Raw genomic sequence first — 18,664 nt, forward strand, 5'->3', positions numbered from 1 at the left:
GGCGTCCCGGGCCCGCTCGCCGTGCGCCTCGACTGCGCCGCGACGCAGGCCCGGCTCACCACCCGCCTGCGCGGCGCCCGCGAGTTCCTGCACGCCGCCTGACGCCGGCTGTAAGTTTCGCGAGCGCCACACCGCCGAAATTGTTTCGGCGAGGGCGCTCGCTTTGTTTCCACTTAAGTCTTGGAACAGCTTGTCACAAGCATTGACAGGCGACTATCACACTGGGACGGTGCCGAAAAGGATTTCGCCCACCCGGCGTGGGCCCGCCAATCCGCGATCGGAGCTGCACCATGCCCGGATCCCTCCCCCGCCGGCGACGATTCGCCGGCACCCCCACCGCCCGAACGATCGGAATCTCGCTCGGCGCGCTCGTCCTCGTCGCGGCCGGCCTGATCGCCGGCACGGCCTCCGCCGGCGAGCAGGGCGAGCAGGCCGCGCTCCCGGCCGGTGACCCCGCCCGGGGCCTCGTCTACAACGGCCTGCAGCGCCGCAAGGCCGGCCCGTGCGGCCCGGACCTGCTCGAGGTCAAAGGCACCGACCCCGTCATGTGCACGCACGGCCCCGACGCCGCGCCGGCCGGCCTGTCGGTCAAGACCAGCGTGCCGGCCCTCGCGGCCGCCGCGGCGCCGGCCGCCCAGGCGCTCGCCGTCTGCGAGGGTGACGGCACCAGCGGCCGCCGGGTCGAGGTGCTGTACGTGCACGGCTCGACCAGCCGCTACCAGCAGTACCTGGAGACCTTCCGCAGCCTCGCCGAGGGCGTCGACACGATCTTCAACGAGAGCGCCAAGGAGACCGGCGGCGAGCGGCACGTGCGGTACGTCACCGAGACCGTGAACGGGGCGTGCCGGCCGGTCGTGCGCGACGTGCAGATCCCCGACTCGGCACTGAACGCCAACGACTGGGCGCCGCTGCTCAACGCGGTCAAGGCGGCCGGCTACACGCGGACCGACCGCAAATACCTGCAATTTGTCGACGCCAATGTGTACTGCGGGATCGGCGGCTTCGCCGGCGACACGCGCAAGAGCGACGCGAACCGCTCGAACAGCGGCCCGGAGTACGCCCGCGCCGACAACGGCTGCTGGGTCGCGGGGGTCGCCGCGCACGAGCTCGGCCACACGCTCGGCGCCGTGAACAACAACGCGCCCAACGCCTCCGGCCACGCCCACTGCACCGACGAATGGGACGTCATGTGCTACAAGGACGGCGACGAGGTGGTCGTGCGGACCGTGTGCACCAACCGCTCGCACGACGACCGGCTCGACTGCAACCACGACGACTACTACCACACCAACCCGCCGGCCGGCTCCTACCTGGCGAACAACTTCAACGTCGCCGACAACCTGTTCCTGATCAAGGGCGGCTCCACCCAGCCGGACACGAACCTCGCGCGGTCCGCGACGGCGTCGGCGTCGTACACCTCGCCGTGGGAGTCGGTGACGGCCATCAATGACGGCATCGACCCGCCGTCGTCGAACGACACCGTGAACCCGCGCTGGGGCACCTGGCCCAACAGCGGCCAGCAGTGGGCCGAGCTCACCTGGTCGTCCAGCGTCTCCCTGCGGCGGGCGCAGGTGTACCTGTTCGACGACAACCAGGGCATCGACGTGCCGTCGAGCTGGAAGCTGCAGTACTGGACCGGCTCCGCGTACGCCGACATCCCCGGATCCTACCCGGTGACCGCCAACGCCTACATCACGGTCACGTTCACGGCGGTGACCACGGCCCGCCTGCGGGTGGTGCTGCAGTCCACCGGCACCAGCTCGGTCGGCCTGCTCGAGGTCAAGGCCTACGCCTCATGAGACACCGCATGAAGGCCGTCGTGGCCACGCTCGCGCTCGCCGCCGGCGTGCTGTTCGCCGTCTCGGCGCCGTCGGCCTCCGCCGCCGCCAAGGCCGTCTACATCCCGGCCCGCTGGACCCAGACCGGCGAGGTGCCCTGGGCGCAGAACCGCACCCGGGAGTCGACGAACTTCATCCTGCTGTGGGGCGAGAAGTCGGGCACCAACCCGGCGTCGGCACCGTCGCCGTACAACTTCGACCCCAACAGCATCATCACCCAGCTGGAGAACCTGTACTCGTTCTACGTGAACACCATGCAGTTCACGCCCGAGGCCGGGCTGCTCGCGCAGTACAAGATCATCGTCATCGTGACGAACACCTGGAACCGCACCGAGCTCAACGCGTGGGCGACCGGCGGCTCGGTGGACGGCCGGGTGGGCGTCATCAACATCGCTCCCGGCGCCGCCCTGCCCGGCTCGTGGGGCCTGGCGCACGAGCTCGGCCACGTGTTCCAGAACTACACGTTCCTCGGCCGATCCGGCTACGGCTTCACCGACGCGTCGGCGGGCACGTTCTGGGAGGCGAGCGCCGAGTTCATGGCGATGCAGGCGCTGCCGACGACCGCGGCCGGCGACCTGACGCGGTGGCTGCGCTCGGAGAACCTGTACTACTCGTCCAGTCGCCACCATTACGGCGCATGGATGCTGCTGCAGTACATCAAGGACCGGGACGGCCTGGCGATGTTCAACCGGATCTGGAACGAGGCCCGCAGCAACGAGCATCCCCTGGAGGTGTACCGCAGGATCACCGGCATCAGCCAGGCCGAGCTGAACCGGCGGGTGGGCGAGTACGCGGCCCGCACGGTGACGTACGACTTCGGCAACCGCTCGACATTGATGCCCTTCGTCAACAACGTGTACGGCGCCGGGTTCCTGCTGAACGCGTACAACGGCGGCAACGTCGAGGCGGTCAACCAGAGCCTCGGCCACTACCGCGTCAACGCGCGGGTCGCCCCGTCGGACTACGGCTTCAACAAGGTCAGGCTGGTCCCGGCCACCGACGGCGGCCTGGTCAAGCTGCGGCTCAAGGGCCACGCCGAGACGGGCGCGACCGGCTGGACGTTCGGCCTGGTCGCGGTGCGCAACGGCACGCCGCGGTACTCCCCGCTGTTCACCGGCACCGACGGGCAGATCGACTTCCAGCTCCAGCCGGGCGAGCGCGAGGTGTGGCTGGTCGTCACCGGCACGCCGAACGCGGTGCCGCACTACGCGTTCCTGGACGGGTACCCGAAGGCGCGCCGCTTCCCGTACGAGTTCCGCGTCTCGGGCGCGACGCCGTCGGGCTTCGAGCCGGGCTATGTGAAGCCGGCCGCGACCAACGGCGGGCACTGGCACAGCAACGGCGGCGGCTGGGTCGGCCCGGGCGCCAACGTGGCCGCGTCGGCCTATGTCGGCCCGAAGGCGGCGGTCTACAGCGGTACCGTGACCGGCAACGCCCGCATCGAGGGCCTCGGCTGGGTCAACGGCGGCACGGTCGGCGGCAACGCGATCGTGAAGGACAACGCGCTGATCCAGAACGGCGCGAACCTTTCCGGGAACATCGTGGTCGGCGGCGACGCCGAGTTCGCCGTCGCCTGCGGTTCGGGCACGTACCTCGCGTTCAACCCGGACCGCCGCTGCGACGGCGCCGGCGGCGAGACCGACGTCAACCCGTCGTTCACGACGTTCTCCAGCGACGCGCTGGCCATCGGCGGCGGCACCACCCCGCCGCCCACGGGCGGTCAGAACGTCGCCGGCCAGGCCGTGGCGTCGGCGTCGTACACGTCGGCGTGGGAGTCGGTCCTGGCGATCAACGACGGCATCGACCCGCCGTCGTCGAACGACACGGTGAACCCGCGCTGGGGCACGTGGCCCAACAGCGGCCAGCAGTGGGCCGAGCTGACCTGGCCGTCGGCGGTGTCCCTGAACGAGGCCCAGGTGTACCTGTTCGACGACAACCAGGGCATCGACCTGCCGTCGTCGTGGAAGCTGCAGTACTGGACGGGCTCGGCGTACGCCGACATCCCGGCCTCGTATCCGGTGGCCGCGAACGCCTACAACACGGTGACCTTCACGACCGTGACGACGACCCGCCTGCGGGTGGTGCTGCAGTCCAACGGCACCAACTCGGTCGGCCTGCTGGAGGTGAAGGCCTACACCCCGTAGGGTCTGACCTCCGTCGACAGCGAACGTGGGTCTGCTCCCCCCGTCGGAGCAGACCCACGTGCCCACCTACGCGTCCCTACCGCACGGCGTTGTAGGCGTTGACCTCGCCCGCGCCGTAGAAGCCGTTGCGGTTGCCGCCGGTGCACGTCGCCTCGAACCCGGCGAGCTTGGGCACCGGGTTGTAGACGCCGGTCGGGCAGGGCAGCGCCTCGGCGGTGCGCTCCAGCCACGACGCCAGCGCGCCCGGCTGCAGGCCGGGGTGCGCCGACAGTGCCAGCGCCGCCACGCCGGCCGCGTGCGGGCCGGCCATCGAGGTGCCCTGCTTGTAGCCCCAGCCGTTGGTCTTCGTCGTGGTGTTGAACGTGGTCGACAGGACGGCGTCCGAGATCGTCGACGGCGAACCGAGGTTACGGAACCGGGTGTCGCCACCGGGTGCGGTGACGTCGACCACGCCCTGACCGTACGAGGAGTAGTAGCTCTTCATGCGGGTCGGCCCGGTCGCCGAGACGGTGACGACGCCGGGCGCCTCGGCCGGCAGGTCCACGCAGGCACCGGTGATGGTGCGGTCCTCCACCGGGAAGCTGCCGTCGTTCGGGCTGGTGCTGTCGGTGAACTTGTGCTGCAGGTCCACGTTCGAGTTGCCCGCGGACGCGACGTTGAGCACGCCCTTGCTCTGCGAGTAGCGGATCGCGCGCTGGACGGCGAGCCAGACCGGGCGCTGCCGCGCGTCGTTGCGGCAGTTGAACTCCCACGGGTCGATGAAGTAGCTGTTGTTGGTGACCTGCATGCCGTGGTCGGCGGCCCAGAGGAAGCCGCAGACGGCCGCCTCCGGGTAGATGAACCCGTCGTCGTTGACCACCTTGACGGAGGCGACCTTCACGCCGGGCGCGACGCCGGCGACGCCCACGCCGTTGACGGCTGCGGCGATCGTCCCGGCGACGTGGGTGCCGTGGTCCGAGGTCGTCGGGTTCCAGGCGGCCTCGCTCGAGTCGACCACGCCGCCGAGGCAGGACGCGCTCTTGTCCTTGGCGATCTGCGTGGCCAGGTCGGGGTGGGTGCTGGAGATGCCGCTGTCCAGCACGCCGACGACGACGTCGGCGCTGCCGGTCGTCACCGCGTGGGCCTGCGGAACGTCGATCTGGACCATGTCCCACTGCAGGCCGAACAGCGGCTCGCCGGTCGGGTCACCCGCTGCCGTGGCTACCGTGGCCGCCGCGACGTCGGTGGCCTCGACGGTTGCGCTGTCCTCCAGGGCCGTGCCCAGGCCGGTGGTGGAGGCGACGGCCTCCACGCCGGCGCCGGCCGCTGCCGTCTCGAAGCCCGGGTTGGTCGACCGGGCGACGAGGACGCCGATCTGGGCGTAGTCCGCGACGACGGTGCCGCCGGCCGCGGTGACCCGCGCGGCTGCCCGCTGCGTCGACTGGCCCTGCGGCGCCAGGACGAGGTAGGTGGTCTGCGGCCCTGCGGCCGACGCCGACGTCGGCAGGGCGGCGCCGGTCAGGGCACCGGCGGCGAGCGTCGCGACGCACGAGGCCGTCAGGACCTTGCGACGAGGGAGTTTCACGGTGTTCCTCCGTTGGAACTGTCCGATGGCGAGCCGGTGCTGTAGCACCGGCGCCGCGAGCGTCCCAGCCGGGGATGCCGGCAATCCACGGGAACAACGTTTCGTTACGCAAATTATATCGAAGTTCGTAAAATGGACAGGCTTCATCGGCTCCGCGGCGCCCGGAGCGTGTTACCGGAAAGGGCGTGACATCGGCCGTTCTTGTTGCGTCGCCGCCGGAGGCGGCATTCCGGGGTCGTCACCGTTGCGTCGCCGCCGGAGGTGGCATTCCCAGGTCGTCACCGTGGGAGCAGCGACCGGAGGACGGCCGCCTCGCGGGTGCGGCCCTGGCCCTCGTACAGCGCGAGCGCCGAGCGCCGGGCCGCCGTCGCTTCGGCGTCGCGGCCGAGGGCCACGAGGACGTCGGCGAGGTGCGTGAGCGTGCCGGCCTCCTCGTAGGTGTCGCCGAGCGCCCGGCGCAGGTCCAGCGCGGCACGGTAGTGCCCGAGGGCGTCGGCGGGCCGACCGCCGTGGTGGGCGATGTACCCGAGGCTGTCCCTGGTGTACGCCTCGATCTCGCGGAACCCGTGGGCCCGGCTCACCGACAGGGCCCGCCGGCAGTACTGCTCGGCCGGCTCGAACTCCCCGACGCGGGCGTGGTACCAGCCGGCCGCGTTGAGCGCCTCGGCCTCGCGGGCCGGGCTGCCGAGTCCGGAGCGGATCCGCAGGTTCTCCCGGGCGTGGTGCAGCGCCTGCCCGTCGTCGCCCGCCCGCTCCCAGGCCAGGGCCAGGTTGAGGTGGGTCTGGGCCTGGCCGTCGGCGTCGCCGGCCGCCGCGAAGCCCGCCGCGGCCCGCTCCAGGTGGTGCAGCGCGAGCTCGTGCTCGCCGAGCGGGACGTGCGCGCGGCCCAGCAGCCGGTGGCACAGCGCCGCCGCGGCCGGGTTATCGGTGGTGGCCGGGAGCGCCGCGCGCAGGGCCGCGACCCGCTCGGCGAGCCGGCCGCGGCGCCACTGGAAGGTGTCGAGCGCCCAGGCGAGGCGCCACACCGCGGCCCGCGAGCCGTGCTCGGCCGCCGTGCGCTGCGCCGCGGCGAGACACTCGTGCTCGGCGGCGAACCAGTCCATGGCGCCGGAGGCGGTGAAGGAGCGGGTGACGGCGACGCCGTCGAGTGCGGTGCGGTGCGGTGCCAGGGCGCGGTCGGAGGCCACGGCGGTGTCGGCGTACCAGGCGGTGAGGCGGTCCCGGGCCGCGGCGACCGCCTCGGGCGGCTGGTCGCGGGCGCAGCACTCGGCGGCGTAGAGGTGCACGAGGTCGTGCATGCGGTACCGGCCGGGGGCGTGCTCCTGGAGGAGGTGGGCGGCGGTGAGCCGGCGCAGCGCCGCCCGGGTCGGTCCGGCCGGCTGCCCGGTGAGCGCCACCGCCGCCGGCAGCCCGATGTCGGGCCCGGGCGCGTCGCCCAGCAGCCCGAAGATCCGCGCGAGGGCGGGCTCCAGGGCCCGGTAGGAGACGGCGAAGACGGCCCGCAGGTCGGCCCCGAGGTCGTCGGCGTCGAGGGCGTCGAGCCGCGCCGCCCGGTCGCCGAGCTCCTCCGCGAGCGCGGCCAGTGGCAGCGCCGACTGGATGCGGGCCCGGGCCGCGACGATGCTCGTGGCGAGCGGCAGCCCGGCGCAGTGGGCGACGAGCGCGGCGGCGGCCTCGGGCTCACGCGCTGCCCGGCCCCGGCCGACGTGGTGCATCAGCAGCTCCCGCCCTTCGGCGCTGGGCAGCGCGTCGAGGGTCAGCGGCCGGGCGCCCGCGGCGGTGACCAGCCCGGCCAGCTGCTGGCGCCCGGTGACCAGGACCATGCAGGCCGGGCTGCCGGGCAGCAGCGGCTCGACCTGGGCGGTGCTGCGCGCGTTGTCGAGCAGCACGAGCATCCGCCGGCCGGCGAGGAGGCTGCGGTACAGCGCCGCCCGGGTGTCCAGGTCGTCGGGGACCTCGCCGGGTGCGACGCCCAGGGCCTCCAGGAAGCCGCGCAGGGCGACGGTCGCCGGTACCGGCGCACCGGCCGGGTCGAAGCCGCGCAGGTCGGCGTAGAGCTGCCCGTCGGGGAACCGCTCGGCGTTGCGGTGGGCCCAGTGCAGGGCCAGCCAGGTCTTGCCGATGCCGCCGGTGCCGCCGATGGCCGCGATCCCCATCGTGTCCGCGGCGGCGATCCGGTCCAGCTGCGCCAGCTCCCCGGCCCGCCCGACGAACACCGCGGGCGGTGCCGGCAGCTGCCGCGGCGGGTTGCGGGCCGACGCGGGGACGACCGGCGCGACGACCGGGGCGAGCGTGCCCGCCAGGACCTGCTCGTGGAGTCGCTGCAGCGCTTCGCCCGGGTCGCTGCCCAGTTCCTCGCGCAGCCGCGCCCGGGCCAGCCGGTAGTGGGCGAGGGCGTCGGCGGCGCGGCCGACGCGGTACAGGGCGAGCATGAGCTGCCCGGCGGTGCGTTCGTCGAGCGGGTGCGCCTCGGCCCGCGCGAACAGCCCGGCCAGCGCCTCACCCGCCCGGCCGAGGCGCAGCCGGACGTCGTCGCGGTCCGCTTCGGCGGCCAGCCGTTCCCGCTCGGCGGTCGCCCGCAGCAGGTTGAAGTACGGCGTGTCGAGGCCGGCGAACGCGGTGCCCCGCCATAGTCCGAGCGCCTCGTCGAACAGCGCCGCCACGGCCTGGTCGCCGTCGGCGGCGCGGGCCCGCGCGCACAGGTCGCGGAAGCGGTGCAGGTCGACCGCGGACGGCTCGGCCGCCAGCAGGTAGCCGCCGGCCCGCCGGATCAGCGCCGGCCCGCCGTCGAGTGCGGCGCGCAGCCGGGACAGGTAACTGTAGAGGGTCGGCACCGCCCGTCGCGGCCTGGCGTCGCCCCACACCCGCTCGACCAGGTCGCCGGTGCGCACCACCCGGCCGGCGTCGGCCAGCAGCGCCGCCAGCACGCCCCGCTGCCGGGCGGGGCCGACGGCGACGGGTGCGCCACCGCGGACGGCCTCGACGGTGCCGAGCAGCCGGAACTCCAACGTCGCCTCGACCATCCTTCTGCGGGCTGGGGCCGCCGATTCAAGGTTCCTTCAACGTTTGCGCATCCATGGTCGCGCATGGTGGTCCCATCACAGGAACCGGCCACGGGGCGGTACCTATGAACGCGGTTGCCGCGGCGTCGTGTCCGAGTGTCAGCGGGGGCGGATACGGCACCACCGTCTACAAGTGGTGCAGCTGCCGGGACCTGCCCGTCAGGTCCGCCGATGAACGCGCCGGGCCCGGGATGTCCCCGGCCCCGGCGTGTCGTCGTCTGTCGGGTCCCCGGCCGTTCGGTTGTCCACCGTAAGATCGACACTTATCGTCGGCTCATGTCTGGTGGACGCTGGTGGCGGCGGCTCCCGGTCGTCGCGGTCGTGTTGATCGGGGCCGTCCTCGTGGTCGGCCGGGCGGAAGCCGCCCCGTGCACGGGGGTCACCTGTTACAGGTACTGGGCGGACATCACCATGACGGCGGCGCTCGATCCGCCGACGCCGATCCTGCCCGGTGAGCTGCACGGCTACACCGTGCGCGTGACGAACACCGGCTGGCGCACCGGCGGGCTCTCCGCCCCCGTACCGTATCCGGGCCCCGACTCGGGCCTCGTCGTGGTCGGGGGCTTCGGCGCGCCGGACGAGGTCCCGGTCGCCTACACCGTCAACAGCGGCGTGCCCTTCAACTGCCGGTACATCGGCCCGTCCTGCGGCGTGGAGGTGCTCCCGAGCGGCGCGTCCGGCGAGTTCACGTTCATCTGGCGGGCGCCGCGCACGCCGGGCACCTACACGATCCGGCTCTGGATCGACAGCTACCAGTGGACCGAGTACGACGAGACGAACAACAGCCTCACCCTGACCTACGAGGTGACCCCGTGATCCGCCGCCTGCTGCGCCTGTTGCCGGCCGCGCTGGTGCTGCTGTGGCCCGTCCCCGCCGCGGCCGCCCCGTGCACGAGCGCCACCTGCTACCGCTACTGGGCCGACCTCACCGTCACCGCGGCCGTCACCCCGTCGACCCCGATCGCCCCCGGCGACACGCACTCCTACACGATCCGGGTGACCAACACGGGCTGGCGCACCGGCGGCTTCTTCGGACCGATCCAGTGGCCCGGGCCCGACTCGGGCCCGGTGTGGGTGGGCTTCGGCCGGGTGCTGGGGCAGGAGAGCGCGCTGAGCATCCAGAACGACAGCGGGGTGCCCTTCAGCTTGAACACGCTCGGCCCGGCCTGCGGCGCCGACCTCCTCCCTACGGGCACGACCAGCCAGTTCACCGTCTCCTTCCGGGCGCCGCTGACGCCTGGGACCTACACCATCCGCATCACGGCCAACAGCTTCGGCTGGACCGAGTACGACGAGACCAACAACAGCACCACCCTGACCTACGTGGTGTCCTGAACGCGGCGTCCCGCGCGGACATCACGGAGAGTTCTTGCCGTCGTGGAGCGTCAGCGTGAAGCCTTGTGGTCGCCCTGGGTGCAACAACCCTTCGGGATCATGGCGGACCGTGCCGTGGCGCAGACCCGCAACCCGGCCCCGCGACGACAACGCTTCGTGATCATGCGGGGCGGCCCGGCGTGCCGGTCGCCGGGGACGGACCGCCGCCGACCGGCCACGCTCAGCGCCTCAGCGCACCGCCGCCTCGGCCGGGTGCCAGGTGATGCTCAGGCCCTCGGGGGCCAGGTCGACCGTGATGACGGCGCCCGTCTCGGGCTCGTCGCGCAGCAGCGTGCGGGCGATCGGCGTCTCGACGCGGCGCTGGATGTAGCGGCGCAGCGGGCGGGCGCCCAGCACCGGGTCGAAGCCCTCCGCCGCGATGTGGTGGCGGGCCGGCTCCGTCACGCGCAGCTCGATGCCGCGCTCGGTCGTGAGGCGGGCCCGCAGGTCGTCGAGCAGCAGGTCCACGACCTGCTCGATCTCGGCGAGGGTGAGCGGCTTGAACAGGACCGTCTCGTCGATGCGGTTCAGGAACTCCGGGCGGAAGGACACCCGCAGGGTGGCCAGGACCTGCGCGCGGGTCTCCTCGGTCAGGCCCTCCAGGAGGTACTGCGAGCCGAGGTTGCTCGTCATGATCACGACCGTGTTGCGGAAGTCCACCGTGCGGCCCTGCGAGTCGGTCAGCCGCCCGTCGTCGAGGACCTGGAGCAGGATGTTGAACACGTCCGGGTGGGCCTTCTCGATCTCGTCGAGCAGTACCACCGAGTACGGCTTGCGGCGCACGGCCTCGGTGAGCTGGCCGCCCTCCTCGTAGCCGACATAGCCCGGCGGCGCGCCGACCAGGCGGGACACCGTGTGGCGCTCCTGGTACTCGCTCATGTCGAGCCGGACGATGCTCTGGTCGGTGTCGAACAGCGCCTCGGCGAGGGCCTTGGCCAGCTCGGTCTTGCCGACGCCGGTCGGGCCGAGGAACAGGAACGACCCGATCGGGCGGCGCGGGTCGCGGACGCCGGAGCGGGCCCGCACGATCGCGTCGGCGACGGCCTGGACCGCCTCGTCCTGGCCGATGACCCGCTCGTGCAGGATCTCGTCGAGGCGCAGCAGCTTGTCCCGCTCCCCTTCGAGGAGCCGGCTGGTCGGGATGTGCGTCCAGCGGGACACGACCTGCGCGATCTCGTCGGGCGTTACCACCTCGCGCAGGAGGCGGTGGCCGCCCTGCTTCGCGGTGAGCCGCTCCTCCTCGACGGCGAGCTTGCGCTCCAGCGCGGGCAGCTCGCCGAGGCGCAGGCGGGCGGCGCTGTCGAGGTCGTAGGCGCGTTCGGCGGCGTCGGCCGCGCGGCGCACCCGCTCGATCTCCTCGCGCAGCTCCTGGACCTTGCGGATGGCCTGCCGCTCGGCGTTCCACTGCGCGCGCATCGCGTCGACCTGGGCCCGCCGGTCGGTGATCTCGCGCTGGATCTGGTCTCGGCGGGCCAGGCTCGCCGGGTCCTCCTCGTGGGCCAGCGCGGCCTGCTCCATCTCCAGGCGCATCAGGCGGCGGGTGGCCTCGTCCAGCTCGGCCGGCTGCGAGTCGATCTCCGTGCGCAGCATCGCGCAGGCCTCGTCCACGAGGTCGATCGCCTTGTCCGGCAGGAAGCGGTCCGGGATGTACCGATGGGAGAGCCGCACCGCCGCGATGAGCGCACCGTCCTGGATCCGCACGCCGTGGAACACCTCGAACCGCTCCCGCAGGCCGCGCAGGATGGTGACGGCGTCCTCCGGCGACGGCTCCTCGACGAGGATCGGCTGGACGCGCCGCTCGAACGCGGCGTCGGGCTCGATGCGCTGCCGGTACTCGGCGAGCGTGGTCGCGCCGATCATCCGCAGCTCGCCGCGGGCGAGCATCGGCTTGAGCATGTTCCCGGCGTCGAGCGCGCCCTCGGCCGCGCCGGCCCCGACGACGGTGTGCAGCTCGTCGATGAACAGCAGGATGCGGCCTCCGGCCGCGGTGACCTCGGCGAGGACCGCCTTGAGCCGCTCCTCGAACTCGCCGCGGTACTTCGCGCCGGCGACGAGGGAGCCCATGTCGAGCGCGAAGATGGTCTTGTCGCGCAGCCCCTCGGGCACGTCCTGGTCGACGATGCGCTGCGCGAGGCCCTCGACGATCGCGGTCTTGCCGACGCCGGGGTCGCCGATGAGGACCGGGTTGTTCTTCGTCTTGCGCGACACGATCTGCACCACGCGGCGGATCTCCTCGTCGCGGCCGATGACCGGGTCGAGCCGCCCGGACCGGGCGTCGGCGACGAGGTCCCGGCCGTACTTGGCGAGGGCCTCGTAGGACGCCTCCGGGTTGGCGGAGGTGACCCGCTGGGCGCCGCGGATGCCGGTGAGCGCGCCGAGCAGGTGCTCGCGGGTGACGCCGGCGTCGCGCAGCAGCCGGCCGGCGGCGGTCTGCGGGCCCTCGTCGACGAGTCCGAGGAGCAGGTGCTCGACCGACACGTACTCGTCCTTGAGCCGCCGGGCCTCCCGGTCGGCCGCGTCGAGCAGCCGGGCCAGCCGCTGGGTGATCATCACCTGGCCGGGCGCGGCGCCGGGGCCGGACACCGAGGGGCGGCGCTCCAGCTCCGCCTCGTCGCGCTCGCGGAGCATCTCGCTGTCGGCGCCGAGCACCTCCAGCAGCCGCGGTACGACACCCTCGGGCTGGTCGAGCAGGGCGAGCAGCAGGTGCTCGCCGTCGACGTCGGTGTGGCCGAACCGCACGGCCTTGGTCTGCGCGTCGTGGACGGCCTGCTGGGACCGTTCCGTGAGCCGGTTGAAGTCCATGGGGCACCCTCCGGACAACGCGATGGCACGGCATGAGGTGTCCGGCGGCCCGGGCCGCCGGACACGGAGAGCGGGCGGTCAGCCGCCCCGCTTACGGCCCCGTTCGATCTCGATCCGCCGGGGCTGGGCGCTGCGGGCCCGCGCGACGTTGACGGTGAGCACGCCGTTGTCGTACGACGCCTCGACCCGGTCCCCGTCGATGTCGTTCGGCAGGTCCACGACGTACTCGAACTCGCCGGACTGGCGGTTCTGGCGGCGCATCACGCCGCGGCGCTCGCGCTCCTCGAACGTGCCGGAGATCCGCAGCTCCTCGCCGCGCATCTGCAGCTCGATCTTCTCGGGGGACACGTTGGGCAGGTCCACGTCCACGACGTAGGCCTGCTCGGTCTCCTCGATGTCGACCGGCGGGCGCAGTGCCGCCGCGATGGCGGCCGGGTCGCCACCGGCCGGGCCGCCGCCGAAGAAGGAGCGGATGTACTCGTCGATCTCACGGGCCGGGTCCCAGGCGGACCGGCGGCCCCGGGCGATCTGCCCACCACGCTGACGCGCGGAGAACGGTGCGAGGGTCATGACACTCGGTTCCTTCCGTGCTCGTCGGGTGACCGTCTCCATCGTCGGCCGCCGGGCCGGGCCGGCCCTCCCCTGCAACGGGTGTGAAGCGCCCGGCCACGGGTAGCCCCGGGCCGACGGAGCAGGAGGGGGCAGACCATGTCGGGAACCGGATACCACACGTTCGATTCCACAGTGGACAAGACGAATCATCTGCTCAATGAGATCGAGCAGGCGTACGGCTGGCCGCGCTCGCGCCGCAACCAGTCGTTCGCGGCGCTGCGGGCCACGCTGCACGCGCTGCGCGACCGGCTGCCGGTCGCGGAGTCCGCGAAGTTCGCGGCGTGCCTGCCGATGCTGGTGCGGGGCCTGTACTACGAGGGCTGGGAGCCCAGCCACGTACCCGTGAAGATGCACCGCGAGGAGTTCTACGAGCGGGTCCGGCGGGAGTTCCCGTTCAACGTCGACGGTGGCCTGGAGCCGCTGGTGTCCACGGTGCTGACCGCGCTGAAGCGGTTCGGCGCCGAGGGCGAGTGGGACGACCTGCGGGGCAGCATGCCCCGGGAGCTTGCGGCCACCATCCCGTGACCGCCGAGTTCCCCGACGTGGCGGGGGCCTTCCCCAGGCTCGGCGACGACCAGCTGGAGCTGCTGGCGCGCGGCGGGAAGCGGCGGCCGACGGCCCGCGGCGAGGTGCTCATCGCCGAGGGCCGTCGGGACCGGGACTTCCTCGTGGTGCTCGACGGTCTCGTCGGCGTCTACGAGCAGTACACCACCGCGGGCCGGCGGCTGCTCGGCGCGCACGGCCCGGGCCGGTTCCTCGACGAGATCGGCCTGATCAACCGCCAGCCGGCGTTCGTGTCGACGGTGGTGCTGGAGGACGGCGCGGTCCTCGCGGTACCGGTCGAGGTCATGCACCGGGTGGCGGGGCGCAACCCGGCGCTCGGCGACCTGATCGTGCGGGCCCTCATCCGCCGCCGCGAGCTGCTCGTCGGCAACGTGGCCGGGGTGCACGTCGTCGGCTCGCGGTTCACGCCGGACACCGCGCGGCTGCGCGAGTTCCTGGCCCGCAACCGGGTGCCGTGCACCTGGACCGACGTGGAGGACGACGCGGACGCGGAGGCGATGCTGTGCCGCCTCGGCGTCGGGCCGGGGCGTACGCCGCTGCTCATCTGCGGGCAGGAGACGCTGCACAACCCGAGTAACGCGGAGTGTGCCGCCGCCATCGGGCTGGCGCCGGTCGCGGACCCGCCGGGCCACGTGTACGACCTGATCGTCGTCGGCGCCGGACCGGCCGGGCTGGCCGCCGGGGTCTACGGCGCCTGCGAGGGGCTCGACACCGTCGTGCTCGACACCGTGGCCGCGGGCGGGCAGGCGGCCACGTCGCCGCTCATCGAGAACTACCTCGGCTTCCCGGCCGGGATCTCCGGCGCCGAGCTCGCCGACCGGGCCATGGTGCAGGCCGACAAGTTCGGCGCCGCGCTGCACGTGCCGCGGCCCGCGGTGGGGCTGGCGGCGGGGCCGGCGGCGGGGGCGACGCACGTGGTGCACGTCGAGGGCGGCGACGCGCTGCCCGGCCGGGCCGTGCTCATCGCGACCGGCGCCCGGTACCGCCGCCTCGACGTGCCGGGGCTGGCGGAGTTCGAGGGCCACGGCGTGTACTACGCGGCGACGTTCATGGAGACGCGCATGTGCCGGCGGGAGCCGGTCGTGGTCGTCGGCGGCGGCAACTCGGCCGGGCAGGCCGCGCTCTCGCTGGCCGAACGGGGGGCCTCGGTACGGCTGGTGGTGCGGCACGACGACCTGGGCCGGGACATGTCGCGGTACCTCGTCGAGCAGCTGGAGCAGCATCCGGCCGTCGACGTGTTCCGTCATGCGAGGGTCTGCGCCCTGGACGGCGCGGACGGCAGGCTGGGCACCGTCGTCGTCGAGCGCGTCGGGTCCGCGGCCCGCGAGCGCCTGCCGGCCACCCGCGTGTTCGCCTTCATCGGCGCCGACCCGTGCACCGGCTGGCTCGGCGGGGCGGTCGAGCTGGACGAGCAGGGCTTCGTGCGCACCGACGCGGGGCTGCGGACCAGCTGCGCCGGGGTCTTCGCCGCCGGGGACGTGCGCAGCGGCGCCATCCGCCGGGTCGCCGCCGCGGTCGGCGACGGCGCCCTGGCCGTCCGCCAGGTGCACCGGTACCTGACCGGCGAAGACTCACCCCCGGTGGATGGGCACCGCTCCCCCGGACCGGCGAACGCTGGCAGGTGAGAGGAGATCCGTCCTTGCGAGAGGAGGCTGTCGTCATGACCAACCGCACGTCCATGCCCTTCCCGGGCACCGGCCGGCCGCAAGTGCCGGTGGGCGGCGAGACCCAGGACCGTCCGGTGGTGGCGGTGGCGACGTACCCCGACTACCTGAGCGCGCAGCGGGCCGTGGACCTGCTGTCGGACCAGCGGTTCCCGGTCGACCGGGTGACCATCGTCGGCACCGGCGTCCGGCTGGTCGAGAAGGTGCTGGGCCGGATGACGGTCGGCAAGGCGGCCCTCGCCGGGGCCGGTAGCGGGCTCTGGTTCGGTCTGCTCATCGGCTTCCTGCTCGGTATCTTCGCCGTCGACGCCTGGTGGAAGGTGGTGCTCTTCGGCGCCGTCGCCGGCCTCGTATGGGGCGCGGTCTTCGGCGCGATCGCCCACGCCGCGACCGGCGGCCAGCGCGACTTCACGTCGGCGAGCGCGATCCAGGCCGACACGTACACGCTCATGGTCGACGCCGAGCACGCCGAGCAGGCGCGGCAGCTGCTCGCCGCCGGGGGCGGGTGAGCGCCGATGAGCCAGGTGAACGAGACACGCACCGACGAGGAGCTGCGCGAGCAGTGGCAGCGCGCCCTCGCCGAGGTCGAGAACACCCGCAAGTGGGCCGCGCGCAACGCCGCCGACCAGCGCCTCGCCGAACGCCTCGCGGTGTCCGCCGCCTGGCTGCCGGTGCTGGACCACCTGGACCTGGCCCTGCAGCACGCCGAGGCCGACCCGCAGTCGATCGTGGCCGGGGTCGAGCAGGTGCGCGAGCAGGCCCGGCGGGTGCTGTCGCTGCTCGGCTTCACGCCGATCGACGCGACCGGCGTCGCGTTCGACCCGCTGCGGCACGAGGCGGCCGAGGTCGACCGCGACAGCGACGCGCCGCCGGGGACGGTCACGCGGGTCATCCGGCCCGGCTTCGCCAAGGGCGAGCGGCTGCTGCGCCCGGCGATCGTGGCCGTCAGCGCGCCGCCTCCGCTGGGCGGCGAGGAGCAGCCGGGCGGGCCGGATGGCGACGACTGACACGGCCGTCGACTACTACCGCGTGCTCGGGGTGAACCGGGACGCACCGCAGGACGAGATCCAGCGTGCCTACCGGAAGCTGGCCCGCCGCAGCCACCCCGACGTGGACCGCTCGCCGGGTGCGGAGGAGCGCTTCAAGCAGATCACCGAGGCGTACCACGTCCTGTCCGACCCCGAGCGGCGCCGGCGGTACGACCGCTTCGGCAGCGACTGGAGACACGTGCCCGACGAGTCCGTCCGCGCGGCCGCCCCGGCGGCCGACGTGGACCTCGACGACCTGTTCGCCAGCCTCTTCGGGCAGCGGGCAGGCCGCGCCGGGCCGGTCGCCGGCGCCGACACCGAGGCCGAGCTGAACCTGAGCGTCGAGGACGCGTACCACGGCGGGCGGCGGCGGGTCACGCTGCCGGGGCGCGCCCTCGACGTGACGATCCCCGCCGGGGTGGTGGACGGGCAGCGGATCCGGCTGGCCGGCCAAGGCTCGTCGGGGACTCCGCCCGGGGACCTGTACCTGGTGGTGCGGCTGGACCCGCACCCGCGGTACCGCGTGCAGGGCCGCAACCTCGTCGCGGACCTCACGGTGGCGCCGTGGGACGCGGCGCTCGGCGCGAGCGTGCCGCTCGACACGCCCGGCGGCCGGGTCCGGGTGGAGGTGCCGCCCGGCACGTCGTCCGGGCGGCGGCTGCGCCTGACCGGCCAGGGCCTGCCGAACCCGCGCGGCACCCCCGGCGACCTGTACGCGGTCGTCTCGGTCACCGTGCCGCGCCCGGCGACGGACGAGGAGCGCACGCTGTGGCGGCGCCTCGCTGAGCTGCACGCGTAACAGCGCATCAGGCCATCGGCATGACGCGGGCGATCTTGATGGCGGTCGACGAGCTGCCGGCCGCCGGGTAGGCGGCGCTGCCGTCGGGGTACGACTTGAACGCCTGGAAGCTGTGGTCGCGCACGCCGATCGTGAACCTGGCGCCCACGGTGCCTCCGGTGCTGCTGTCGTACACCTGGGCACTCAGCTGGGAGCCGGACTCCCACGACAGCAGCATCCGGTTCGCGCCGTACGTCACGAGATGCGGATGGCTCGATGCCGCGCCGGTGCGGATCGTCGACGTCGACGCGCCGGTGGTGAAGCGTTCGAGGCGCACCTGGCCGCCCTGCGCCCACGCCGTCCAGTAGCCCTGCCCCTTGGCCAGGACCAGGTCGCCACCGAACAGCGTGCCGTCGCACGTGCCGGCGGCGACGGTGCGGTACGGGTGCGGCTGCGCGATGCGGCAGTTGTTGTCGGTCGCGCACACCATGACGTACCGGCTCACCCGCGGATCCCAGACGATCCGGGTGCCCCAGCTGTGGCTGCAGCCCACCTCGAAGCTGTCCCGGTGCCCGCTCACCAGGGCGCCGTTCGCGCCGACGACCTGCATCCGGTCGCCCTCGTGGATGTCGACGCAGTTGCCGTTCCTGACGGTGATCGCCACGCCGAAGTAGGCGGCGAACGTGCTGCCGTCGGAGGCGATCCGGCCGTGGTGCTGGTACCACCAGACGAACCGGGCGCCGTCGTCGTAGCCGCCGCGGCCGCCGGTCAGGTTGGTGACCTGCCGCTCCCAGACCTGCTTGCCGGCGGTGTCGAAGCGGATCAGGTGCATGGTGTTGCAGGGGCTCGACGAGCCGCCGCACAGGGGGCCGGTGTTGCAGGTGCCCTTGCGGGTCAGCAGGAGCACGCCGCCGCCGGCGTCGGCGTAGACGTCCTGCAGGTCGATGCCGTCGAAGCTGGTCGGGGCGCCGACGAGCTGGTCGTTGCAGTCGAGGCGGCCGAGGTACACCTTGCCACCGGTGCCCAGCCAGGCCAGCCACGACCCGCCCTCGGGCGTGGCGGCGATGGCCATCGGCAGCGGGTCGGTGTCGCCCTCGCGCCCGTAGCCGGTGACGGCGGCGCCGACCTTGACCTCGGTGACCTTGACGACCGGCGCCGCGGCGGCGGCCCGGCCGCACGGCCCGGTGGCCTGCCCGAGCGCGGCGCTCCCGGTGACTGCCGACGCGCCGGCGGAG

Annotated in this window: 14 protein-coding genes and 1 pseudogene; 10 read left to right on the forward strand and 5 right to left on the reverse strand. The window is 73.3% G+C overall.

Annotated elements, in window-relative coordinates:
• From ABZS66_RS51830 to ABZS66_RS51840, 3 genes and pseudogenes are all read left to right on the forward strand, one after another.
• Nucleotides 1–102: pseudogene (locus ABZS66_RS51830) on the forward strand (dTDP-4-dehydrorhamnose reductase); the annotation flags it as partial.
• 188 nt (nucleotides 103–290) lie between these two features.
• Entirely contained in the window at nucleotides 291–1,799 is a 1,509-nt protein-coding gene (locus tag ABZS66_RS51835; protein ID WP_354770644.1) for a hypothetical protein, read from the forward strand.
• Between the two features lie 8 nt (nucleotides 1,800–1,807).
• Nucleotides 1,808–3,982, forward strand: a complete 2,175-nt coding sequence (locus ABZS66_RS51840) for a DUF6055 domain-containing protein (RefSeq protein WP_354770646.1) — start codon at nucleotides 1,808–1,810, stop codon at nucleotides 3,980–3,982.
• A 76-nt stretch (nucleotides 3,983–4,058) separates the two neighbouring features.
• Here ABZS66_RS51840 and ABZS66_RS51845 read toward each other — a convergent pair whose 3' ends face one another.
• Together ABZS66_RS51845 and ABZS66_RS51850 are read right to left on the reverse strand one after the other, a co-directional pair.
• Nucleotides 4,059–5,546, reverse strand: coding sequence for a S8 family serine peptidase (locus ABZS66_RS51845; protein WP_354770648.1), 1,488 nt, complete (start codon nucleotides 5,544–5,546; stop codon nucleotides 4,059–4,061).
• A gap of 278 nt (nucleotides 5,547–5,824) precedes the next feature.
• Entirely contained in the window at nucleotides 5,825–8,569 is a 2,745-nt protein-coding gene (locus ABZS66_RS51850; protein ID WP_354770650.1) for an AfsR/SARP family transcriptional regulator, read from the reverse strand.
• 315 nt (nucleotides 8,570–8,884) lie between these two features.
• On the opposite strand from ABZS66_RS51850, the gene ABZS66_RS51855 reads away from it, so the two are divergent.
• Complete coding sequence (locus tag ABZS66_RS51855; RefSeq protein WP_354770652.1) at nucleotides 8,885–9,424, forward strand: hypothetical protein; 540 nt, start codon at nucleotides 8,885–8,887, stop codon at nucleotides 9,422–9,424.
• Nucleotides 9,421–9,942, forward strand: coding sequence for a hypothetical protein (locus ABZS66_RS51860; RefSeq protein ID WP_354770654.1), 522 nt, complete (start codon nucleotides 9,421–9,423; stop codon nucleotides 9,940–9,942). Before ABZS66_RS51855 ends, ABZS66_RS51860 begins: the two co-directional genes overlap by 4 nt.
• 228 nt (nucleotides 9,943–10,170) lie before the next feature.
• Here the strand turns inward: ABZS66_RS51860 and clpB are convergent, their stop codons facing one another.
• Together clpB and ABZS66_RS51870 are read right to left on the reverse strand one after the other, a co-directional pair.
• Nucleotides 10,171–12,783: an ATP-dependent chaperone ClpB gene (gene clpB, locus ABZS66_RS51865; protein WP_354770656.1), complete on the reverse strand. Its 2,613-nt coding sequence runs from the start codon at nucleotides 12,781–12,783 to the stop codon at nucleotides 10,171–10,173.
• Between the two features lie 78 nt (nucleotides 12,784–12,861).
• Nucleotides 12,862–13,353, reverse strand: coding sequence for an Hsp20/alpha crystallin family protein (locus ABZS66_RS51870; RefSeq protein ID WP_354770658.1), 492 nt, complete (start codon nucleotides 13,351–13,353; stop codon nucleotides 12,862–12,864).
• Nucleotides 13,354–13,527: 174 nt separating this feature from the next.
• On the opposite strand from ABZS66_RS51870, the gene ABZS66_RS51875 reads away from it, so the two are divergent.
• Genes ABZS66_RS51875 through ABZS66_RS51895 form a run of 5 tightly spaced genes read left to right on the forward strand, consistent with a single transcriptional unit; the run spans nucleotide 13,528 to nucleotide 17,450 of the window.
• Entirely contained in the window at nucleotides 13,528–13,920 is a 393-nt protein-coding gene (locus ABZS66_RS51875) for a DUF2267 domain-containing protein (protein ID WP_354770660.1), read from the forward strand.
• A complete protein-coding gene (locus ABZS66_RS51880; protein WP_354770662.1) occupies nucleotides 13,917–15,584 on the forward strand; it encodes an FAD-dependent oxidoreductase in 1,668 nt (555 codons plus the stop codon). The genes ABZS66_RS51875 and ABZS66_RS51880 overlap by 4 nt, the downstream gene beginning before the upstream one ends.
• A 53-nt stretch (nucleotides 15,585–15,637) precedes the next feature.
• Nucleotides 15,638–16,132, forward strand: coding sequence for a general stress protein (locus ABZS66_RS51885; RefSeq protein WP_354770670.1), 495 nt, complete (start codon nucleotides 15,638–15,640; stop codon nucleotides 16,130–16,132).
• A 6-nt stretch (nucleotides 16,133–16,138) separates the two neighbouring features.
• On the forward strand, nucleotides 16,139–16,630 hold the full coding sequence (locus ABZS66_RS51890) for a nucleotide exchange factor GrpE (RefSeq protein ID WP_354770664.1): 492 nt from the start codon (nucleotides 16,139–16,141) through the stop codon (nucleotides 16,628–16,630).
• Entirely contained in the window at nucleotides 16,617–17,450 is an 834-nt protein-coding gene (locus tag ABZS66_RS51895) for a DnaJ C-terminal domain-containing protein (protein WP_354770666.1), read from the forward strand. The genes ABZS66_RS51890 and ABZS66_RS51895 overlap by 14 nt, the downstream gene beginning before the upstream one ends.
• A 7-nt stretch (nucleotides 17,451–17,457) precedes the next feature.
• On the opposite strand, the gene ABZS66_RS51900 is transcribed toward ABZS66_RS51895, so the two are convergent.
• Nucleotides 17,458–18,664: hypothetical protein (locus tag ABZS66_RS51900; protein WP_354770668.1), on the reverse strand; the 1,207-nt coding region annotated here is incomplete at its 5' end.

The sequence above is a fragment of the Dactylosporangium sp. NPDC005572 genome, from assembly GCF_040605515.1.
GTDB lineage: Bacteria > Actinomycetota > Actinomycetes > Mycobacteriales > Micromonosporaceae > Dactylosporangium.